This is a genomic window from Leeuwenhoekiella obamensis (genome assembly GCF_055391795.1).
The window spans coordinates 3425918-3448145 of sequence record NZ_AP029251.1 but is presented as its reverse complement, the minus strand read 5'-3'; the positions used below and the strand labels follow the sequence as shown (position 1 = coordinate 3448145).

Sequence of the window (22228 nt, the reverse complement as noted above, 5' to 3'; positions counted from 1 at the left end):
ATAAGTTTTATTACCATCCATAATTTTGAATTAAATTAGGATTCACTGCTAAATTTGATTCCTTGATAGGCCAGAAGTAATCTTTAGTAGTAAATGAAACAGGTATTTGAGGTAATAGGGTGACTTTATAGAATTCTTCAGGAGTTTCTCCTTGAATGTTCCAACCTTTAGGTTGATTATTCATGACTCCTATTTCTTTCCATCTCCTAATATCCCAAAATCTTTTTCCTTCAAAAGCAAGCTCTATTGCGCGTTCCTGATGTATAATATCTCTCATCCCCTCTTTTGTATTAGGTTTATTTGGATTTATTGAATAATTAGACCACGATTCTTTAACACCTGCCAGTCCTGCCCTGCTTCTCACAAGATCGATATAAGTGTAGACCTCATCAGTGGGACCATTGGCTTCGTTGAGCGTTTCAGCGTACAATAAATAAAGATCTGCTAGTCTTAAAATTGGGAAAGGAAAATATTCAGTTGATATCGAAGTGGAAGTTTGAGCATTTTTAAAACTATGAAGTTTTTTTACAGAATAACCAGAAATTGAGTAACCACTTCCTCCTTGAAAACCTGTTACTCCACCTTTTAAAAAATCTGTGTACTTAACATTTCTTTGCGAGTCATTAAATTGATAATATCCGCTTCCATAGTAAATACCTTTATCAAACCCAATACTAGCATAGAATCTTGGCTCTCGATTGAAATGGAGGTTTACAGTGTATTTTCCTTGCTCAATACGCTTCCCTTCATCTTCTTGAGCGGGTTCTGCTCGCACCTTATATCTGTTTTGGTACCAAGACTCATCCCTCCACGTTATATCCTCTTCTATGGGCACTCCATTATTTGAGTAATACTTTTCTACAAATTGTAGTGTAGGAGCATATTCAGTCATCGCATTATTTACGTTCTCCATTCTTATAATTCTAGCCGTAGTCGATCTTGCTAGGAAATAGTTATCATACCGAGTATTACCCCAAATCAACTCCTGATTCCAACGATGCGTAATAGCCTGCCTATATGTGGTTTGCAATTGAAATATCGGATCTGCGTCCAATACTAATGGATCTACAAGATCATAAATAGACTTACCTTGAGCATGACATTCGTCTATAGCCTCTTTACATGCTTCAGCAGCCAAACGCCATTTATTTTCGTCATACTGTTGAGGAAATAATTGAAGACCCCTACTATCTACTATACTCGCATAATCTGTATTACCATTAAACAAAGGGCTGGCCGCAAAAGTCAAAACCTTTGCCTTCACTCCCAAAGCAATAAGTTTATCTATCCTTCCCGCTTCAGTCCCTTCTATAACATCTACAGCATCAGGCAAATAGTCAATGGATTCTGTAAGAAGTTCTACAATATATGCAAACACTTCATCTACTGGTTCACGATAAATTTGAACTTCTGAAGGCTGTGAATAAATAGGAAGATTCTCATCAACTATCGGGATTGGCCCATAGCATTTCAAGAGATAGAAATGATAATAGGCTTTCAAAAATTTAACCTCTCCAATCCACCTTTTCTTTTCTGCTTCAGTTAAATCAGGAACTAAGTCAATATTTTCTAAAAAGATATTACATTCCCTTATACCTTTCCAGGCTGATTCTGAAGAATTTTCTCCATCCCAACTATTTAATATGGGGCTGGTAAGAGATTGAAATCCCCTAGCGATAATTGTGTTTTGCCATACTTGCCCAGCACCGTTGGTTCCATATCTCTTAAAAGTTTCATCAGATGCCATAGCCGGATCTAAATCAACTGATCCAATTTGAGGACGATAACTGTAGCAACTGAATAAGTATTTTTCAGCTTCATTTCTACTTCGAAAGGCATACTCTATGGTAGCAACATTATCTGGAACTACATCCAGATAATCACTACAAGAACCTAAACAAATAGAGATAACCGCTAATACTAATTTAATTTTCTTCATACTTAACAATTATTTAAAAAGAGATTTGTGCACCTACTGAATAAACCTTTTGAATGGGATAGGCTAACCCATTCCCTCCCATTTCTGGATCCCATAGTTTGAACTTACTGAAGGTAGCCAGATTATTTCCTATAACATACAGACGACACTTTGTCAATCCTGACTTAGCAATCAGATCTCGCGGTAATGAATAACCAATCTCTACTGTTTTTAAGCGCATAAATGAAGCATCTCTTAAAAACCAGTTAGAGGGTTGTAAATTATTCTCTATATGAGTTTCTGATAACCTAGGCCATAAGGCATAAACATCTCTGTTATCTTCGGACCAGTGACTATCTGCATAAACCTGAAGTAATGCATTTTGCTGATTTATAAATGGTGAGGTTGAGCGGGCATCAATAAATAGTGAAGTTCTGCCTACTCCTTGAAAGAAACTAGAAAGGTCAAAATTTTTCCATCCTCCTGAAAACCCAAAACCATATACAATTTCTGGACTATGTGGGTAGCCCATAGGAACTATATCCAATTCTGTAATTCTGCCATCTTTATTGATATCTTTATATTTAATATCTCCCGCCATATAATTACCAAATTGAACAGGAGAATTGCGAACTTCTTCTTCATCTACAAATAAACGTTCTGCGATATATCCATAATTTGATGTCAGAGAGTTACCTACTCTTGATTTCCAAGGTGAGTTTGGATAATCCGGTTCTTCAAAGGCTTCAAACTTACTTGCTGCATAAGTGAAATTTCCCATAGCGGTAATCCACAAATCTTTATTGAAGGCATGATTATAATTAAAAGAAACTTCAAAACCTTTACTAGAAGCTTCCCCTACATTTGAACGTACTGGAGCCTGCAGTCCCATTGTGGAAGGAATAGCAGCCCTATCCATAAGAATATTTGAACGATATTCTGAGAAGAAATCTGCCACGATATCGAGCTCTTTCCATAAACCGATATCAAAACCAAGATTATACTTTTCTGAAGTTTCCCATGTTATATTACTGTTAGGGTACCGTGAAATAGATACTCCTGGTCTGTAATAATCATTTCCATATGTACCAAACCCAGAACCATTCCCATCATCATTTAGATTAACATTAGACAAATAAAAGAATCTATCAACTTCACTTCCTATAGCATCATTTCCAACTAAACCATAGGTAAACCTTAGTTTAAGATTATTGATTTGATCTTTTAGGTTTTCACTCCAAAAATTCTCATTTGATACAAGCCAGGCTCCACCAATGGAAGGAAAGAAACCGAAACGCTCTTCTTTTGAGAAGCGCTCAGAGCCATTATAACCAAAATTGAATTCAAGAAAATATCTTGAATCATAGGAGTAAGTTGCGCGACCTGCTAGGTTTAAATTTCTATACGGCAACGACCTCTGAAGATCTCCTGCATTTGCCTGTATACGTTCCCTCATGGTTCCTACGAGCAACCCGCTAATACTATGCTTATCTTTAAACTTTTTATTATAGTTGACAGCACCTTCAATATAAGTAGTTGAATTTATATCCTTGCCTCCCTCGTCATATCCAAGATATTCTGTACCGCTATTTTCATTAAGAACATCTAAGGTATATATGTCTTCCTTTCTATCATATGTCCCCACCTTATAATAAAATGGATTATAAAATCTGCTTATATCATAATAAGAGTAGCGGTTTGTATTAAACCTACCCCTTACGGAAAGCCCTTCTATCAAAAAACCAAGGTCCTGATTTAATTCAAACTGTGCAGAAATTTGTGAGGTAATTGACTCTCTATATCCTTTTGTCATATCGGCGTAAGGGTTTAAAAAATCACCCTCACCTGCATTTCCATATAATACATGCTGTGTTTTTTCATTTGCCAAATCAGGTTCAAAAGTTGCTGGGAAGAGTACCGGATTAGTCCTCATTACTTTCCTAAATAATTCTGATCCCCCATCAATGGGTCCAGAATAATCATCAAATGCCCCACTTAACCTAACAACCGCATCTGTCGTTTTGGTAATATTTATAGTAATATTTGAACGAAGCATATAACGGTCAAGTGTAATATTATTATTAAAGTTATTGCTCCCATTAACTTTTAATATTCCATTATCCCTTGAATAACTTCCCGCTATATAGTATTGGGCAACCTCTCCACCCCCACTCACATTCATGTTTGCTTGCTTGTTATTGGAAGAATTTTTAAATAACATATCATTCCAATCATTTGCGGGATATACATATGGGTTTACTCTTGCGATTGTATTATCAATCTTTTGTTGTGAATATGGAGTAACACCTAATGGGTCTCTAGTGCGTACTGCCTCGTTGTGTAGTCTCATATAAGTAATTGGATCTGCAAGACTCACCATTTCTGTTGGTCTAGAATTAACCTGTTCAAACCGAATGTTAATTCTTGCTTTACCTATTTTTCCCTCTTTAGTGGTGATGAGAATAATCCCATTAGCTCCTCTAGACCCATAGAGTGCTGTTGCTGTTGCATCTTTTAATATCGAGAAACTTGCAATATCATCTGGATGCAATCGAGAAAGTTCCTGAGTAGTAACTTCATTATTATCAATTAATATAAGCGGGTCCTTCTTATAACCAAAAGTCGTTATCCCTCGAATATAAAATTCTGAAGTATTCTGCCCTGGCTCCCCAGACCTTTGATAAGACACCATGCCTGGTACACGCCCAGCAAAAGAATTCGTGAAATTACTAGAGGGAATTTTGAGATCTTGGGGTTTAATAGTAGTTACAGAGCCTATAACATCTTCCTGTTTTTGTTTTGCAAACGCAACAATAGTAACATCATCCAGTGCATTCAGACCAGGCTCCATATGAATTTCTAAGGTTTTTTGATCAGAATATTCAATAATTGCTGTCTTTAGGCCTATATAAGAGACTTGTATCTTATCTCCTTTTTCTAGTTTAATTTTGAATTTCCCGTCAAAATCTGTTATTACTCCACCTTTAGAGCCTATAATTAGAACTGTGGCACCAGCGAGAGGTGTTCCAAATTCATCAAATACAGTTCCACTGACTTCAGTTTCTTGAATGGGATAAAATGATGTTAATCTAACATCATTTTTTAAGCCAATTTCCAATTCTGAACTATACATTGAACTGTGCAGACATAAAATATAAATTGTAACCAATGAATATCTTAAAAAACCAGTATTTATAGGAAATAAATATATCCTGTTAAGTGATGTAATTTTAAATCTCATAAAGTTGTTTTATATAGCCCCTATGTTTTATCATTCAGGGAAGAGTCAATTGAAAATTTTTGAATTTTTGGTTTTAGCGCTACTCTATTTTTCGATTACTCCACCAATCAGAAATCTATTAAGAGCTCGGTATTATTAAGCTATTTGATTGGCATGAGAACAAATTTCCTATCAAGATGCTTAGTCACTCATTAACATAAAATACTAGACTAATGTTAAAACTTTCCTAAACGTAAAGTTTTGCAACCTCACTAAAACGTTATCTTTCTTAAAATTAAGTTGCTAAAATATATTCCTCATCCCATGTAGCCATCCTGCACTATCCTGCTTGATACTAATTGAATAGCAGCAACTTCGCGTTTAAGTAGTTCAATCAACCCTTGATTACTTGACGTGATGGATGCTTATAAGTTTTGTATGAAACTAACTACCCAACTGTGATTTATTATACTTTTTTTGTTCGTGCTCTATTTTTCGTAGTTCTCTTTTAATCAGTACACTTTTGGATTAAAAGCTGTAACCTATATAGAAAATTAGCAAAAGGGTATCTGGAATGTCACTTAAAAAAGTACAACATAGGTTCAAGATTTTGAGTATAATTAGTCTTACCAAAGCAATACTTTTTAAAGTACTCAACAGTATTAGAATAGAAATTGCTCTATATAAAATTTAGAGCTTATCATAATAGTTTTAGATTATGACAATCTAGTATTTAAATCATCTCTAGAATTGAATCCAAGACCTTTTCAAAAAACACTCTTAGTATAAAAATCTAAATGATTTTGTTTCTCTGTAACCTACTGAATAAAACGTATAGAATACCACAACTCAACCAAGCTGGTAGAGTTAAAAATGAAAGGAAAACATCAAATTGAACAGAAACAAAATAAAAGACCCCAAAACTTATAATCCAAGCCCAAAACACAGCCTGATTAAATTTTATTCCTGATTTCTCTGCATAAAATGATTGAACCCCAAATCGCCTCCCGAAAAAATACTCAAAGACGATCACCGCACCCACTGGCGCAAGGATAAAACCATACAATGCCACAAAGCCAAGTAACTTCATAGCAAAAGCAGGGAAAAGCCCAGCAATAGTAGCGATAGTGCCGGCAATGATAGTAACCCAGGTCGTAGATGTTTTAGGTATAATTGACTGAAAAGCTAATCCTGCCCTATAAATTGTAGGATTTGCCGTAGTCCAGCCTGCAAGAATAACCGCAATGATTCCAAATACGCCAATGGCATTGTATGCTAACGGTCCTGGAGCAACAGTGGGAGCCTCTCCACCACTGAGTATAGCTTGAGCTTCGGGTGATTTTAAATAAACGGCATACAACAATGCAGCAGCAATCCAAGCAATGTAATGACCTATATAAATTCCTGCAGCTGTCGTCCACCCTGCACGGGCTTTTTTTGCAAAACGAAAAACCGATAAATCCGACATTCCTATATGCATAGCGGCATTCGCAAACCATGACCACAGCAATACATGCCAAAATGTATACTTTACCTGTCCTGGAAAAGGCTCTCCTCCATCTCCCCACAACTCCCAGAAGTCAGAAAAACCACGTATTTCCAGTTGCCTCAGTGCCACCACTCCACAAGCTATAAATGCGAGTATGATTATGGGCGACATCCAGTTTGCAGCTTTGGCTACCGTATTGTAACCCTTAGCTGCTACAATAGAAATCACAGCGCCAATCACAAGTACAATAACTATCCAGGTGGGACCATTTGGCAATGTATCGGTAAGTTTAGGCATTTCCATATTAAATGGTATTCCCACTGCTGTCGCCGAAACTGTTATCATAGCACCAGCAAGAAAACAAAATAGGATTCCATTTGCCAAGTTGTAAATTGTAACAAGCCTCCTACCGCATATTTTCTCTAGGTGAAAATAAAGCGTATACCTAAACTTTGTACCTATCTCTGCCGTGAGAAAGCGCCAACTCAAAACCGCCATAAAATTACCTAATAGTAATCCTACAATAAGGTCAAATGCACTAACACCTGTAGTCAAAAAAAGTGGACCTATAACAAATTCAGTACCTGCAGCATGCTCACCGGCATACATACCTAAAAAGCTTTTCCAATTCTTCAGTTTAGCATCGGGTACGCGTTGACGTTCAAACTCTCCTGAAAATTCTTCCGCTAAAACTTCTTGCTCAATTTGTGCTTGACTCATTTGTGTCTAATTTATCTTACCAGATGATTGGGCAAATCCGTGATTTGCTCGCAACACACCTGTTCCAGAACTTGTTGCAATTGCATTTTTAACATGGCAATGGTGTGATCTCCCCCTTCTTCTCCCAGTGCTGCTACCCCATACATAAATGATCTTCCTAAAAAACTAAAATTTGCTCCACTGCTCATTACCCTTGCGATATCTGGACCAGAGCGTATCCCGCTATCCATCATCACGGTTATTTTATCACCATATTTCTGCGATATCCGTGTCAGTGGTTTAATAGTAGATTCTCCAGCATCTAGCTGGCGGCCGCCATGGTTTGAAACGATTATTCCGTCAAAACCCAACCTTATTGCTTCTTCTGTATCCTCATCGCTCACAACTCCTTTAAGCACCAATTTCCCCTTCCACATTTCACGTAGGGGTTTTATTTTTTCGGCGTTAAGCCTACCCGAAAATGTAGCATCCATCCATTTGCCCAGCTGCTTGATGCTCATACCGTCATTCATATACTTTTGCATGGTAGCAAACTTCGGAACCCCATACTTTAAGGTCTCTGACATCCACGCAGGTTTACCCAATACCTGCAAGAAATTGCGCAGATTTACCTGGGGTGGCATGGCAAGACCGTTTCGTATTTCCTTAGGCCGGTAACCAAAGGTGGGCACATCACACAAAATGACCAGCACAGGACACTGTGCCGCCTCAGCCCTTCTTATAAGATCATTCCGCAACCACTCCTCGGTGGGATGATAAAGCTGAAACCATGCCCTTCCCTCTGTAAGTTCGCTTGCACGTTCAATACTTGTGCTGGTAACGGTACTCAGTACAAAGGGAATGTTGTGTTTTAGGGAGGCTTTCGCCAAAATTTCAGGCGCATTGGGCCACATCAAACCCTGAAGACCAATGGGCGAGATTCCAAAAGGTGCGTTATATTGTATCCCAAAAAGTTCTGTTTCTAATTTTGAAGAATAATAATTCTTAAGATATCGCGGTACAAGCTGCACATCGCGTATTTCCGCTGTATTCCGGTGAAGGTTTATATTTTCATTACACCCACCATCTAGATATTCAAAAGCAAATCTCGGCATGCGTTTTCTGGCACGTGCTCGAAGGGACTCAACAGAGGGATATTCAGTATTAAATGGAAAAGCCATGTTATTCTGCAGTTGTTTTTTTTAATAAAAGAGGCATGAGTTTTTTCATACGGTAATTCTTTTTTAGGAACTTAGAGTCCACCTTATTTTTAGAAATCACCATTGCTGCTCCCAGAGCAGAACCAAGAGGAGATTGAGTACTTAGTATTTTAAAGTCTTTAAAATGATGTGCCATTAATTTCATAAAGACATCATTATCAGTAAACCCTCCGTCTATATACATCTTTTTGATTTCAGTATTCCCTATAGCATTTTTTATCGTGCTTTGTTGCAGTTCCATAAGCTCGATCATAAGTTGATGATAGGCTTCTTCAAATGTTGCAAAAGGCTTCAAGTCAGTTTCCTGTAGTATTTTTCGCTGTAGCGAAATTCCCTCAAACCTAAAATACACAGCAGGTTTATCGATCAAACGTAGGTACAACTCTTCATCAAATTTCACCTCCTGGTGATAGCCATATTCCTTACCGTAATACTTGCTAAGTTTCTCTACTTGGATACGGTACTCATTACCCATAAAAAACCGTGAAGCCTTGACCCTCTTGCCATCTAGCCGAAGATAATTGAGACAGTTATTTTTAATGTCTTCTATGGCTAAACTCTGAGTATTAAAAGGGTTTAAAGCAATGCTCCAGGTCCCGGTAGAAAGCAACAAAAATGGTTTTTTCTTGCTCAGTAAATAGGGCAACAATGCTGATGAACTATCATGAATACCCACGCCTATCTTGATTTTCTTACTCAGGTATCTGGTATTTATGCTATGCGTTGTGGGAACTATAGGTGCTAAAATACGGTCAATACCCTCTCTATATACCCATTCGTGATAATCTTCCTTGTCATAATCCCACAGATTAGTGTGACACCCGATAGAGGTATACTCGCTAACTGCAATACCTGTAAACAAAAACGACAGGTATTGTGGAAGGTGCAAGGAATACTTTATTTTTTTAAAGATTTCTGGATAGCGTTTTTTTAACCAATATAGCTGCAAGCCAGAGTTAAGCATCCCAGCTTGCGGTGATGCCGTATCGCTGGCGATTTCAAGTGCACTTCCATAACTTGCATAAAATGCATCAGTGATGGTTTTGTCTATGGGTTTAGTGTAATTGTACAAGGGCGTGAGCACATTCCCCTGATGGTCTAAATGTACGAAACTAGCACCATAGGTTGAAAAGTTCAATGCTTTCACCTCGTACTTTTCATTTTCTAAAACTACTTTAAAAGTAGATTTAATCCATGACACCATCAGATCTATATCCTCTGTTTCATAGCCGTCTTCATCAGCAGTAAGAGGTAAGCGTATGTACTCACACATCAATTCTTGATAATGCTTATCAAACAGAAAAAATTTCTTGTTGGTCTTTCCTATATCAAAAACGGCAGTCACCTTCATTTTTCGTTTGTTTGTATATCCCTTATTTATAGCTCAATCTTCATCTTGCGCAGGGTGTTTCAATTTTTTATAGCCCGGCAGCCCTTGTTTGTACTCCTCTTTCATTAATAAGTGTTTCACGCACCTTAAGGTTTCTATATGCCTGTAAGGGTTGTAGAGCCGCACCACTTTGGGCTCTGGCCAGATAGACCAAAGGCCGCACATCTGTGCGGTAAGCTTCATGAAGAATTTCCTGACACTTAACCACATCGTTAGCTTCTTGTGCTTCCTTCAGGCTTTGTTGATCAACAAGCATCGCCTGCGTATAAGCAATCAATACAGCGTCAAGAGATTGTAATAGATCCTCAAGCGGATCTTTAATATTATGGCTAGCATCGATCATCCAGGCAGGATAAGGATTCTGTGGATTGTTCCGCATGCCATACACTAACTCGTTAAAAATTAGAAAAAGGGCATATGGCTTAATGCTGCCCACAGTCAAATCATCATCACCATACTTACTGTCATTAAAATGAAAACCGCCCAATTTCCCTTTGTACATTAAGGTTGCAACAATCTGTTCAATATTTGTATTGGGCAAGTGATGTCCCAGGTCAACCAGTGTAAATGCCCGTTCACCACAGGCATTGGCAAGCATAAAAGAAGTACCCCAATCTTGTATAGTGGTACTGTAAAAATTAGGTTCGTAGGGTTTATATTCTATAAAGAGCTTCCAGTCCTCTGGCATGGATGTATAAATTTCCTTTAAGCTCTTCTCTGTATTTTGCAGTGCTTTCTGAAAGTTAAGCTGTCCAGGAAAATTAGCTCCATCTGCCAACCAAACAGTAAGGCTTTTTGACCCCAATTGCTTTCCTATTTTGATAACCTCTTTATTGTGTTCCACGGCCTGTTGTCTGATGGCTGAATTCATACTATTCAATGAACCAAAACGGTAGCTCTCTTTTGCATCGCTCTGATCCTGAAAGGTATTAGAATTCATTGCATCAAAAGCAATCCCGTGATCAGCTGCTATTTCTTTGATGGCATGTATATCTTTAGGTATATCCCATGGAATATGTAAGGAGACCGCCCCTGCCGATTTTGTCAGGGCATTGAGTATACCTATATCATCCAGTTTTTGTTCTAAAGTAGCTGGTTCTCCCCCATAAGAAAATCGGCCAAAACGCGTACCTCCGGCACCGAGTGCCCAACTGGGAATCGCAACCTGAAACTCCATGATCTTTGAGATGATTTCATCTATTGCAATACTTCTTTTAGACAAGTTAGTTTTTGTGAAATCGATTAAGGGTTCAAAATCTGTTTTTATTCTTTTATTGAATTCTGAAATTCTATCAACTGTTATCCTCATATTATTCTCATAATGTTAGAAAAAAACCCCACGAAGAAATTTCCGTGAGGCCTAACTACTAACGGAAAAATTATCTTACAAAGGCATTAGCCATTCCACCATCTACGTTTATTGTATTACCAGTACTTTTGTCTAAAATTGCCACACAAGCAAATACACCATTAGCAATGTCCTCTGGGAGTATGATCTCATTTAGGAGATTTCTTTTTGCATAATGCGCTGGTAAGTCCTCTACCCTTATTCCATATGCCTTTGCGCGACCTTCGGCCCACTCTCCTTCCCAAATTTTGCTTCCTACGATTACCCCATCTGGATTAACCGTATTCACCCTTATGTGATCACCACCTAACTCTGCAGCGAGCAATCTGGTCATGTGCAGTTGTGCGGCCTTAGCGGTACCATAGCCCACATTGTTAGGTCCAGAGACCAATCCATTTTTACTGGCGATATTCACGATATCTCCGCCCAAACCTTGCTTGCGCATAATCTCAACTCCTTTTTGAGCCATCAAGAACTGCCCTTTCACAAGAACATCTTGCAGGATATCCCAGTCTTTCTCCATTGTATCTTCAAGTGGTTTTGAGATAGCCAACCCTGCTGAATGCACCAAGATATCCACCCCACCGAAAGAAAGCAACGCCTCTTCAAATGCCTTCTCAACTGATTCTTTATTGGTAACATCACAAAAAACCGCGGTAGCGTCATCAGGCCCGTAAGATTTGAGCGCATTTGCAAGTGTATTTTCATTAAGGTCAGTTAAAATAACGTTTGCGCCCTGCGCTACAAGCTTATCTGCAATGGCCTTTCCTATGCCTCCACCAGCACCAGTAATTATGGCTACTTTTCGCGAAAGCGGTTTTTCTTTAGGCATACGTTGCAGTTTTGCTTCCTCCAGGAGCCAGTATTCTATATCAAAGGCTTCTTGTCTTGGTAAGGATGTGTACTGTGAGATAGCCTCAGCTCCGCGCATCACGTTGATAGCATTCACATAAAATTCATTGGCTACACGTGCTGTTTGCTTGTTCTTTGCAAAACTGAACATGCCCACACCAGGATAGATTATTATTACGGGATTGGGGTCTCGCATCGCCGGACTATTCTCATGCTTATGGTTTTCGTAATACACTTTATATCCTTCTCGATACTTATTAAATGATGGTTCGAGTTTTTTCAGGGTCTCAGCACTATCTGTTAGATCTTCATCGGGATCAAGCTCTAGGATAAGCGGCTGAATTTTTGTTCGTAAAAAATGATCTGGGCATGATGTTCCCATAGGTGACAAACGTTCCAGATCATGGCTATTTATAAATTGTAAAATGGTATCGCTATCTGCGAAATGACCTATCATCCTATTTTCTGAAGAGGTGAGCCCACGGAGTAATGGCATAAGCTGGGCAGCCTGTTGTTTTCTCGCTTCATCAGGAAGCGAATCTATTTTCTGCCCTCCAAATACTTTTCCCCTCTGTAATATTTTTTCCTCAATATATGCTGAAGCCATTTCGATAACCTCAAGACTGTTCATATAACATTCATAGGAGGTATCGCCCCAAGTGAAAAGTCCGTGGCTACCCAGGACGATTCCACGTATTCCAGGATTCTCTTCTAAGCACTTTTCTAACTGGAGGCCTAGATCAAAACCAGGTCGCTGCCACGGAACCCAACCCATAGAGTCTCCCCAAATCTCTTTTGTGATATCTTCGCCATTTTTTGCAGAGGCAATGGCAATAAGTGCATCGGGATGCAAATGATCAATATGTTTAAAAGGCAAAAGACCATGTAGTGGCGTATCAATCGATGGGGCTTTACTGTCAAGGTCATAAATACAATGATTAAAAAGTCCCACCATACGATCTTCATCGTACAGCCCTTTATACACATTCTTTAGGTTTCGTAGTCTGTTTGTGTAAAGGCCTGCTATTCCTTTTCGAGTGAGTGTACCAATATCTCCTCCAGATCCCTTGACCCACATAACCTCAACAGCATCACCTGTAAGCGGATCTTTTTCTATAGTTTTACAACTTGTATTTCCTCCTCCATAATTTGTGATTCGCAAATCTGTTCCTAAAATATTAGAGCGATAAAGGAAAAGCGCTATCTGATCATCTTCAAAATTAGCAGCCGTTTTTTCGTCCCATAGATAATCGACATATTTAAAATCTGTAGTTGAATTTTGCATTTTCTAACTTGTGGAATTAATTGAGTTCAATTTAAGATTCTAGATTCCGCTGACCATCCTGTACTGTCTGGCACGACTTCTTGTTTCTTTTAGCTATACTTCACGATATTGTATATAAATTTATAGAGTTTATAATAAATAACACCTATGCTTGATATTTTTAAAGTAGATATAGATTCTCGCGTACCAAAATACCAACAGATAGTAAATTCTGTAATTAATGGTATTACAAACGGGTACTTATCTATTGATCAAAAAATTCCTTCAATAAATGAAATAAGTGAAGAGTTTTATTTATCCAGAGATACGGTAGAAAAAGCGTATAACATATTAAAAGATCAGAAGATTATTACTGCTGTAAAAGGAAAAGGATATTACATCACCAAAACATTTTTACTTGATAAGAAAAACATTTTATTCCTTATTAATAAGCCCAGTTCTTATAAGATAAGAATTTTTAACTCCTTTGTGAACAAAATGGGTGCAGATGCCCATGTCGACTTAAGTATTTATCATTGCGATATACAGTTATTTATAAATACTATTGAAAAATACAGAAACGCATATGACTATTTTGTTATCATGCCACATTTTAAGTCCGATCAACTACATCATCTAAGTACCAGTCAAGAGGTAGTTAAAGCAGTAGAAAGCTTACCGAAAGAAAAGATTGTAATTCTTGACAATAATTTTCTAGAAATATCTGGTAATGTAAGGGAAGTATATCAGGATTTTGAGAATGATATTTTTAATGCGTTAGTATCTGGCAAAGACAGAATTGAAAAATATAATAAACTCATTCTTGTGTACCCAATGAAGGCAATCTACCCTTATCCTAAAAGGATCATGTATGGATTCAAGAAATTTTGTCTGCGCTATAATTTTGATTTCGAGATTCTTGATGAAATATATCCAAGTATGGAATTAAGGCCAATGGATGCATACATAACCATTGAGGAGAATGATTTAGTCAGCCTTGTAAAACAAATACGTGAAGCTGGTTTTATAATGGGTAGAAGCATTGGTGTTATTTCATATAATGACACCCCTTTAAAAGAATTATTAGGTATTACCATAGTTTCTACTGATTTTAAAAAAATGGGTGAAAAGGCCGCACGTATGCTTGTTGAGAACACTTTTGAAAAAACGAAAAACCCTTTTAATATTCTTTATAGAAGCTCTTTGTAAACAGCCATATTTATTTGATTTTTTAAACCTGAACAGGAAAGCACAGGATGCAATGCCAGAATTGGGTTCTTAAAATTGTTGGAAGTTCTAATCGTTAGCACTATTACGCAAACGATATATAAAAGAATTTTCCAATAACAAGAAACCAATTATATATCAATATGAAAAACGCTGTTTTACTAATTCTTTTAGTATTTCTCTCCTTTTCAGTTTACGCTCAAACCTCAGACATAGAGGGCACCATACTAGACAAAAATAATATGCCTATTCCCGGCGTAAGTGTTATTGAGAAAAACACAAATAATGGTACAACCACTGATTTTGATGGGAATTTTTCAATATCAATTTCTAATAGACCTGTTACTCTTGTTTTTAGCTATGTGGGATTTAAAACACTTGAAAAAGTAATCTCCCAGGAAAATACGATTCAGGTTCAAATGATCGAAGACGTCGCCGAGCTTAATGAAGTTGTAGTGGTCGGCTATGGAACCCAACAGAGAAAGGATCTAACAGGCTCTGTAGCAACAATCAGATCTGAGGATATAGAGAATATTCCGGTAGCATCTGTAGATCAAAAACTTGCCGGACAGGTGGCAGGCGTGCAGGTTAATACTGTAACAGGAACGCCTGGAGGTGGAGCAAAAATTAAAATTAGAGGCACGGGCTCAATAGGCGCAAACTCTGATCCACTTGTTGTGATTGATGGATTTCCTATTTCTAACAGTTTTAATCAAACCAGCAATCCCTTAAACCTTGTTAATCCGGATGATATAGCATCAATCACAGTACTTAAGGATGCTAGTTCCACCGCTATTTATGGCTCTCGTGGGGCCAACGGTGTTATTATAATTAATACTAAACAAGGGAAAGCTGGTAAAGTACAAGTGGATTTAAATGCATATACTGGGTTTCAACAAGTACCTCAAAAAGGTAGACCAGACCTACTAAACGCTCGTCAATTTGCTCAATTTCAAAAAGAGATACGAGAGGATGCTGCTATTGCAGCTGGTGGAACGGCTGCAGATGCTGTTATCCCAGAAATGTATCAAAACCCTAATCAATATGGAGAGGGCACTAACTGGTATGATGCAATATTGCAATCAGCTCCACAACACAATATTAATCTAAATGTGAGAGGAGGATCTGAAAACTTAAGAGGCGTGTTTTCATTAGGTTATTTTGATCAAGAGGGCGTAGTAAAATATACGGGGTATAAGCGATATACAATAAGAACAAATCTTGAAACAAACATTGGCGACCATTTAAAGCTAGGTCTTAACCTAGCACCAACATTTAGCAGTCAACACATTAATGACCTTGAAAGAGATTTCCTTGATATTGTAGGAAAAGCACAATGGATGAACCCAATAATCCCTATAAATGATGAAAATGGTAAAAGAACACCATTTGTTACAGGGCCTGGATTATTTGGTGGGCCTAATCCACTTAATGAGCTCGAATTTGCGGGTACAGATGTAACTGAGTTTAGAGGATTAGCCAGTGCTTTTGCTGAACTTAGCTTATTGGATGGATTTAAAGCAAAATACAGTTATACTGTAGATTATAGCAATAATAAAAATTCTAGGTTTTATCCTAGTTTCTTGGGTACCACAAATGCTCCTCCTCCTAATGTACCTTCCTATTCCCTCAACAGATCTGATAATTTGAACTGGCAATCTGAAATACTATTAGATTATAAAACCACTTTCAATGAAATCCATTCGCTGAATCTTACAGCTGGGATGTCCGCACAAAAGGAAAGGTATCAATCAATTTATGTAAATGGCACCGACTTTCCTGATGATGATATACAAACATTAAATGCAGCAGAGCGCATTAACGGTTATGGTGAAAATATTCAGGAATGGGCATTAGCATCTTACTTTGCAAGAGTAAACTATGACTATGATGGAAGATATCTGCTAACTGCTACAATACGAACTGATGGTTCTTCCCGCTTTGGCAGTGATAATAGATATGGAACTTTCCCCTCATTGGGTATTGGCTGGCGTGTAAATCAGGAAGATTTTATGGAAAACTCATTTTTCGATAATCTTAAAGTAAGAGCCAGTTATGGTCTTTCCGGAAACTATAATATTGGGAATTACACTTATATACCAACAATTGGCACCAGTAATTATGTGATTGGAGGACAAATAGCCAGCGGAAGGAGTCTAAATAGTCTTGCGAATCCTAATCTCACTTGGGAAGAGTCAAAACAGCTTGATATAGGGCTCGAAGCGGCAGTATTGGATAACAACTTATCTATTGAAGTTGATTATTATAGAAGAAACACGCAAAACATGTTAATCGATACGCAAATACCTTTTAGCTCTGGTTTTGGTGCTGCAACTATAAATGGTGGAGAAATTCTTAATCATGGGGTAGAATTTGTTCTGAATTCAAATAATATTTCAACTAAAGATTTTAATTGGAGTACAAATTTTAACATCGCATTCAATAGAAATAAAGTGTTATCTCTTGAAGGTGATAGCGATTTTATCCTATCTGGATTAAGTGGAGAAGGAAATCCTACTCATATTACGAAGGTGGGAGAACCGATAGGTCAATTCTATGGATATGTAATAGAAGGAGTGTATGCTAATCAAGAAGATTTTGAAAACTCACCTAAACATTCTTCATCAGTAGTAGGTTCAATAAAATATAAAGACGTAAATGGAGATGGTGTAATAGAGGCTGTCAACGATTTTGATGTAATTGGTAATCCATACCCAGATTTCAATTTTGGCTTTACTAACACTTTATCTTACAAAGACTTTGACCTTAGTGTTGTTATCGACGGACAATCTGGAGGAGAATTGATGGTTGGTGCTAATCAATTTCTTGATAATATTGATGGAATCTTCAATGTTACAACTGATGTTTTAAACAGATGGAGGTCTCCTGAAAACCCCGGTAATGGTGTCACTCCCACAACGAATGGCGCTCGCGTAATTTACCGAGATGTGAACTCCGGCTGGATAGAGGATGCTTCTTTTTTAAGGTTTAGAAATATAACCTTAGGGTATACTATTCCAACAAATCTTATTGATAAACAAAACTTTCTGACAAGGGCAAGATTGTATTTTTCTACTAATAATCTTTTAACCTTAACAAACTATAGCAAAGGTAATCCGCAAGTTTCTAGCAGTTCTAACCGTGGAGGGGGGCCTACGTCACTTGCCCCTGGTCTAGACTTTACTTCTTATCCATTAGCTAAAACATTCACTTTTGGTGTTAACCTCTCCTTTTAAAATAAACTGATATGAAAATTTACAATCATAAATTACATTTTTCTTTAAGATTATCTATTTGCATTATTACTATAGCCTTACTCTCTTGTAATGATGAATTTCTTCAGGTTGAACCTGAAACATTCTTAAATGAAAACTCATTTTTTGAATCTGCAACGCAAATAGAACAGGCAGTGAATGGATCTTACGTCCCTTTGAGAAGTCTTACCAATGTGGAATACTGGGTATTCGGTGAGATGCGCTCAGATAACACAACATTTCAGTTCTTAGCTAGCGACCGTGGTTATGAGAATAGGGGTTTAGTTGATTATTTTCTTACTCAGGCATCTCATGACAGGTCAATGGGAGGTCTTTGGAATCAATCGTATAACGGTATTGGCAGATGTAATGTAGTACTTGCAAACCTTCAAAATTTTGATGGGGAAATAGACATAAATCTTAAAAATCAATTCGAAGGGGAAGTTAAATTTCTCAGAGCTTTTTATTACTATAACTTAGTTCTTCAATTTGGAGGAGTGCCCCTTGAACTCTTGCCTACGGAGAGCCCTAATCAAGCTAGTAGTGAGGGTAGAGCAAGTTCCCAAGAAGTATTTTCCAGTATCACATCTGATCTTCTGGATGCTCAAGATCTTTTACCTTCTTCGTATGATGCCATAAATCAGGGAAGAGCAACATCTGGTGCAGCGAAGACTTTGTTAGCTAAATCCTATATGATGCAAGGTAAATATGGTGAAGCAATTCCCGTTTTAAGGTCAATAACTGGTTACAGTATTCTTACAGGTAACGATTCAAGTTATAGTGATGTTTTCAACCCGGTAAACAAAGGGAACTCAGAAATTATTTTTGCAGTTCAATATTTAGGTTCTGAAAATGGTCAGGGTAGCAATTTTATGTATCAATTTGCTCCTAACAATTCTGGTAATAGTGTTACTGGGGATCCACAAGTCCCTACTCTTGGCTCAACATCAGGATGGAATACACCCACTCAAGACATGATAGAGGCTTATGAAGATGGAGATATTCGTAAAGACTTTTCTTTAAAAGTGGGTTTTACGGACGTAGATGGGAATTTCATATCTCAACCATACGTTACTAAATATAACTTTGGATTTGATTTAGCTGGTAGCACAAGCGTAAACTTCCCTACATTGAGATATGCAGATGTGCTGCTTATGCTTGCAGAATGCCTTAATGAGGAAGCGTATCATGCAGATGGAGAAGCCTTTGATCTCGTTAATCAAATAAGAAACCGTGCTGGCCTTACTGACTTAACAAGTGCAGATGCTCCGACCCAAGATAGTATGAGAAACGCCATCTTACAGGAGAGAAGAGTTGAACTGGCATTTGAAAACCATAGATGGTATGATTTATTACGCCAAGATAATATCGTTGAAATAATGAACTCCCATGGCTTAGAAGAAATAGAAAATCGTGGAAGTATTATGCCTGCAGGAGCATTTCAAGTTACAGAGAACAAATTGCTTTTGCCTATTCCTCAAAGAGCTATAACTTTAGATAATCTGCAGCAAAATCCACAATAATTAGTACTATGATTTATAATATTCACTTAAGACTCCTAACCTTTATCATCTTAATGAATACTTCGTTATTCATGACTGCTCAGATTTCTCCAGAAATACTTTTGACAGAAAATAGAGAGACACCCTTAGGTCTGGATAATGCTAATCCTAAATTCACCTGGAAGCTTACTTCAGCTAAATCAAACAAAAAGCAGTCGGCTTATCAGCTTCAAGTAAGTACCGAGGAAAAGAATTTTTCACGAAGTATAATTTGGGACAGCGATAAAGTTACTTCAAGTCAATCTGTTGGTGTAAAATATGCTGGTCCTGATTTTGAATCTCTTGAAAAATATTATTGGAGAGTAAAGGTCTGGGATGAAAATGGAAAATCATCAAAATGGAGTGATATAACTTTTTTTCAAACTGGGGTTTTAGATGTTAACGATTGGGTAGCAAAATGGATAAAGCCGCAAAGCAATAATCCAGATCGTAAAAGTCCCATGCTAAGGAATGAATTTACCATAAACAAAAAAATTAAAACTGCTACAGTTACTATTACGGCTCATGGTTTATACGAAGCGTACCTAAATGGTAAAAAAATAGGAGATGCGTATCTCACTCCAGGGTGGACTAGTTATAATAAAAGGTTACAATATCAAATCTTTGATATTACAAGCCTTTTAAATCAAGGAAACAACGCAGTAGGCGCAATGCTTGGGAGTGGATGGTACAAAAGCGCATTAGGCTGGGGTGATAATGAAAATATTTATGGAGATGATTTAGCATTACTTCTTCAAATTAATATTACATATGAAGATGGTTCAACAAGTGCTATAGGTACTGATGAGTCTTGGAAATCAACTTTTGGACCAGTAATTCAATCAGAAATTTATAATGGTGAAACTATAGATGCTCGATTGGCTATCGACGGATGGAAGATGCCTAACTTCAATGAGAGTGCTTGGTCTAATGTGCGAACCAAAGACTCGGGATATAATAATCTGGTCGCAACATATAATGAGCTAATTAAAAAACATGAGACATTCAACGCCGTTAAAATGATAACTACTCCTGAAGGAGAAAAAGTAATCGATTTTGGTCAAAATCTTGTAGGTTGGGTACAGGTCGAAGTTCAGGGTAATGTAGGTGATAGTATAATTATTGAGCATGCTGAGGTTCTGGATAAGAATGGAAATTTTTACACCGAAAATTTACGCCTAGCAAACCAAAGAAACACCTATATCCTTAAAGGGAAAGGTACTGAAACCTTTGAGCCTCATTTCACATGGCAAGGATTCCGATTCATTAGAATTAAAGGAAATGTAAAGAATCTTACCAAAGATAATTTTAAGGCTACAGCCCTATATTCTGATATGGATAAGACAGGTAAACTAACAACATCAAATGATTTACTTAACCAACTTCAACACAATATTGAATGGGGGCAAAAAGGGAATTTTCTTGATGTACCAACTGATTGCCCACAGCGGGATGAAAGATTAGGATGGACAGGAGATGCACAAGTCTTTGCACAAACAGCAGCCTTTAACATGCAAGTCGATAACTTTTTTACTAAATGGATGCAGGATGTTTCTGCAGATCAACTTGAAAACGGAAGCATACCTTTTGTGGTTCCCAATGTTCTTGACCAGAATAGTGCCGGCTCAGCGGGATGGGCAGATGTTGCCACTATTATCCCATGGGACATGTATCTACTCTATGGTAATGAAGATATCCTAGAAAACCAGTATGAAAGTATGAAAAGTTGGGTAGGATACATGACAAGCAGAAGCAACGATGATTTATGGAATACAGGGTTTCATTTTGGTGACTGGTTGTTTTATAGACCAGATGACGATAATGATGGGCGCGCTGCAGTAACAGATAAATATCTTATAGCACAGTGTTTTTATGCACATTCTACTCAATTACTAATCAATACGGCTAAAGTTTTGAATAAGCAAGAGGATGTTGAGAAGTACACCGCTTTGCTTCGGGATATTAAATCAGCTTTCGCTAAAGAGTACATGACCCCTAATGGCAGGCTGGTATCAGGAACACAGACATCATATGTGCTTGCACTCAATTTTGACATGCTTCCTGAAAGTCTAAGGAAACAGGCAGCAGAACGTCTAGTAGAGAATATTAAAAGTTATGACTACCATCTTACCACTGGCTTTCTGGGAACACCTTATCTCACGAAAGTACTTTCACGATTCGGGTATCATGATGTTGCCTATACCCTCCTCATGCAAAAAACTTACCCATCTTGGCTTTATCCTGTCACAGCAGGAGCTACTACCATTTGGGAACGATGGGACGGCAGAAAACCAGATGGAACATTTCAAACTCCTAGCATGAATTCGTTCAATCATTACGCCTATGGAGCAATCGGCAATTGGATGTACCGAGAGCTAGCTGGTATCAACAGTTCAGAAGTTATAGGTGAAACGGGCTATAAGAAAATAATACTAACCCCACACTTTAAGAATAATTATGTCTCAGAAAAAGTTGGTCAACAAAATGAAAATAAAACATTAAATGAAGTTACGAGCTCGCTTGAAACATACTATGGACTCATAAAATCAAACTGGAAACTTAAAGGAAACAGCGTCGCGTACAATGTAAATATTCCAATAAATACAACAGCAGAGATTCATTTACCCTCCGCGCAAGCTGCATCTCTTATGATAAATGGTAAAGAGGTGGGCAAAAACAAGGATATCTCTTGGAGACAAGAAATTCTTGCTGTGGGTTCTGGCGAATATTCCATCACTTTTGAGCTTGATCAATAATTCATAGCATTTAAAAAATTTCTAATTTTTTAAAGATCAATATTGTGGTC

The 22228-nt window shown here is 37.6% G+C and carries 11 protein-coding genes; 4 read left to right on the top strand and 7 right to left on the bottom strand.

Annotated features, from left to right (window positions below; translation table 11 throughout):
* Positions 1 to 10: 10 nt before the first annotated feature.
* From ACZ5L8_RS15180 to ACZ5L8_RS15150, 7 genes are all read right to left on the bottom strand, one after another.
* Positions 11 to 1939, bottom strand: a complete 1929-nt coding sequence (locus ACZ5L8_RS15180; protein WP_464438509.1) for a RagB/SusD family nutrient uptake outer membrane protein — start codon at positions 1937 to 1939, stop codon at positions 11 to 13.
* Between the two features lie 13 nt (positions 1940 to 1952).
* Positions 1953 to 5159 (bottom strand): SusC/RagA family TonB-linked outer membrane protein, encoded by a 3207-nt coding sequence (locus ACZ5L8_RS15175; RefSeq protein WP_464438508.1) that lies wholly within the window; start codon positions 5157 to 5159, stop codon positions 1953 to 1955.
* A 772-nt stretch (positions 5160 to 5931) separates the two neighbouring features.
* Positions 5932 to 7347: a purine-cytosine permease family protein gene (locus ACZ5L8_RS15170; protein ID WP_464438507.1), complete on the bottom strand. Its 1416-nt coding sequence runs from the start codon at positions 7345 to 7347 to the stop codon at positions 5932 to 5934.
* A gap of 11 nt (positions 7348 to 7358) precedes the next feature.
* Positions 7359 to 8507: an alpha-hydroxy acid oxidase gene (locus ACZ5L8_RS15165; RefSeq protein ID WP_464438506.1), complete on the bottom strand. Its 1149-nt coding sequence runs from the start codon at positions 8505 to 8507 to the stop codon at positions 7359 to 7361.
* Position 8508: 1 nt separating this feature from the next.
* A complete protein-coding gene (locus tag ACZ5L8_RS15160) occupies positions 8509 to 9897 on the bottom strand; it encodes an FGGY-family carbohydrate kinase (RefSeq protein ID WP_464438505.1) in 1389 nt (462 codons plus the stop codon).
* Between the two features lie 67 nt (positions 9898 to 9964).
* On the bottom strand, positions 9965 to 11245 hold the full coding sequence (locus tag ACZ5L8_RS15155) for a sugar isomerase (protein WP_464438504.1): 1281 nt from the start codon (positions 11243 to 11245) through the stop codon (positions 9965 to 9967).
* Between the two features lie 70 nt (positions 11246 to 11315).
* Positions 11316 to 13421 carry a bifunctional aldolase/short-chain dehydrogenase gene (locus ACZ5L8_RS15150; RefSeq protein WP_464438503.1) on the bottom strand — a complete coding sequence of 702 codons (2106 nt, stop codon included), beginning with the start codon at positions 13419 to 13421 and terminating at the stop codon, positions 11316 to 11318.
* Between the two features lie 147 nt (positions 13422 to 13568).
* Between ACZ5L8_RS15150 and ACZ5L8_RS15145 the strand changes: the two genes are divergently transcribed.
* The 4 genes from ACZ5L8_RS15145 (at position 13569) to ACZ5L8_RS15130 (ending at position 22178) form a co-directional block, all read left to right on the top strand.
* Positions 13569 to 14609 carry a GntR family transcriptional regulator gene (locus ACZ5L8_RS15145; protein WP_464438502.1) on the top strand — a complete coding sequence of 347 codons (1041 nt, stop codon included), beginning with the start codon at positions 13569 to 13571 and terminating at the stop codon, positions 14607 to 14609.
* A gap of 161 nt (positions 14610 to 14770) precedes the next feature.
* Positions 14771 to 17863, top strand: a complete 3093-nt coding sequence (locus ACZ5L8_RS15140) for a SusC/RagA family TonB-linked outer membrane protein (protein WP_464438501.1) — start codon at positions 14771 to 14773, stop codon at positions 17861 to 17863.
* 11 nt (positions 17864 to 17874) lie between these two features.
* Positions 17875 to 19404, top strand: coding sequence for a RagB/SusD family nutrient uptake outer membrane protein (locus tag ACZ5L8_RS15135; RefSeq protein ID WP_464438500.1), 1530 nt, complete (start codon positions 17875 to 17877; stop codon positions 19402 to 19404).
* A gap of 71 nt (positions 19405 to 19475) precedes the next feature.
* Positions 19476 to 22178 (top strand): family 78 glycoside hydrolase catalytic domain, encoded by a 2703-nt coding sequence (locus ACZ5L8_RS15130; RefSeq protein WP_464438499.1) that lies wholly within the window; start codon positions 19476 to 19478, stop codon positions 22176 to 22178.
* Positions 22179 to 22228 lie beyond the last annotated feature (50 nt).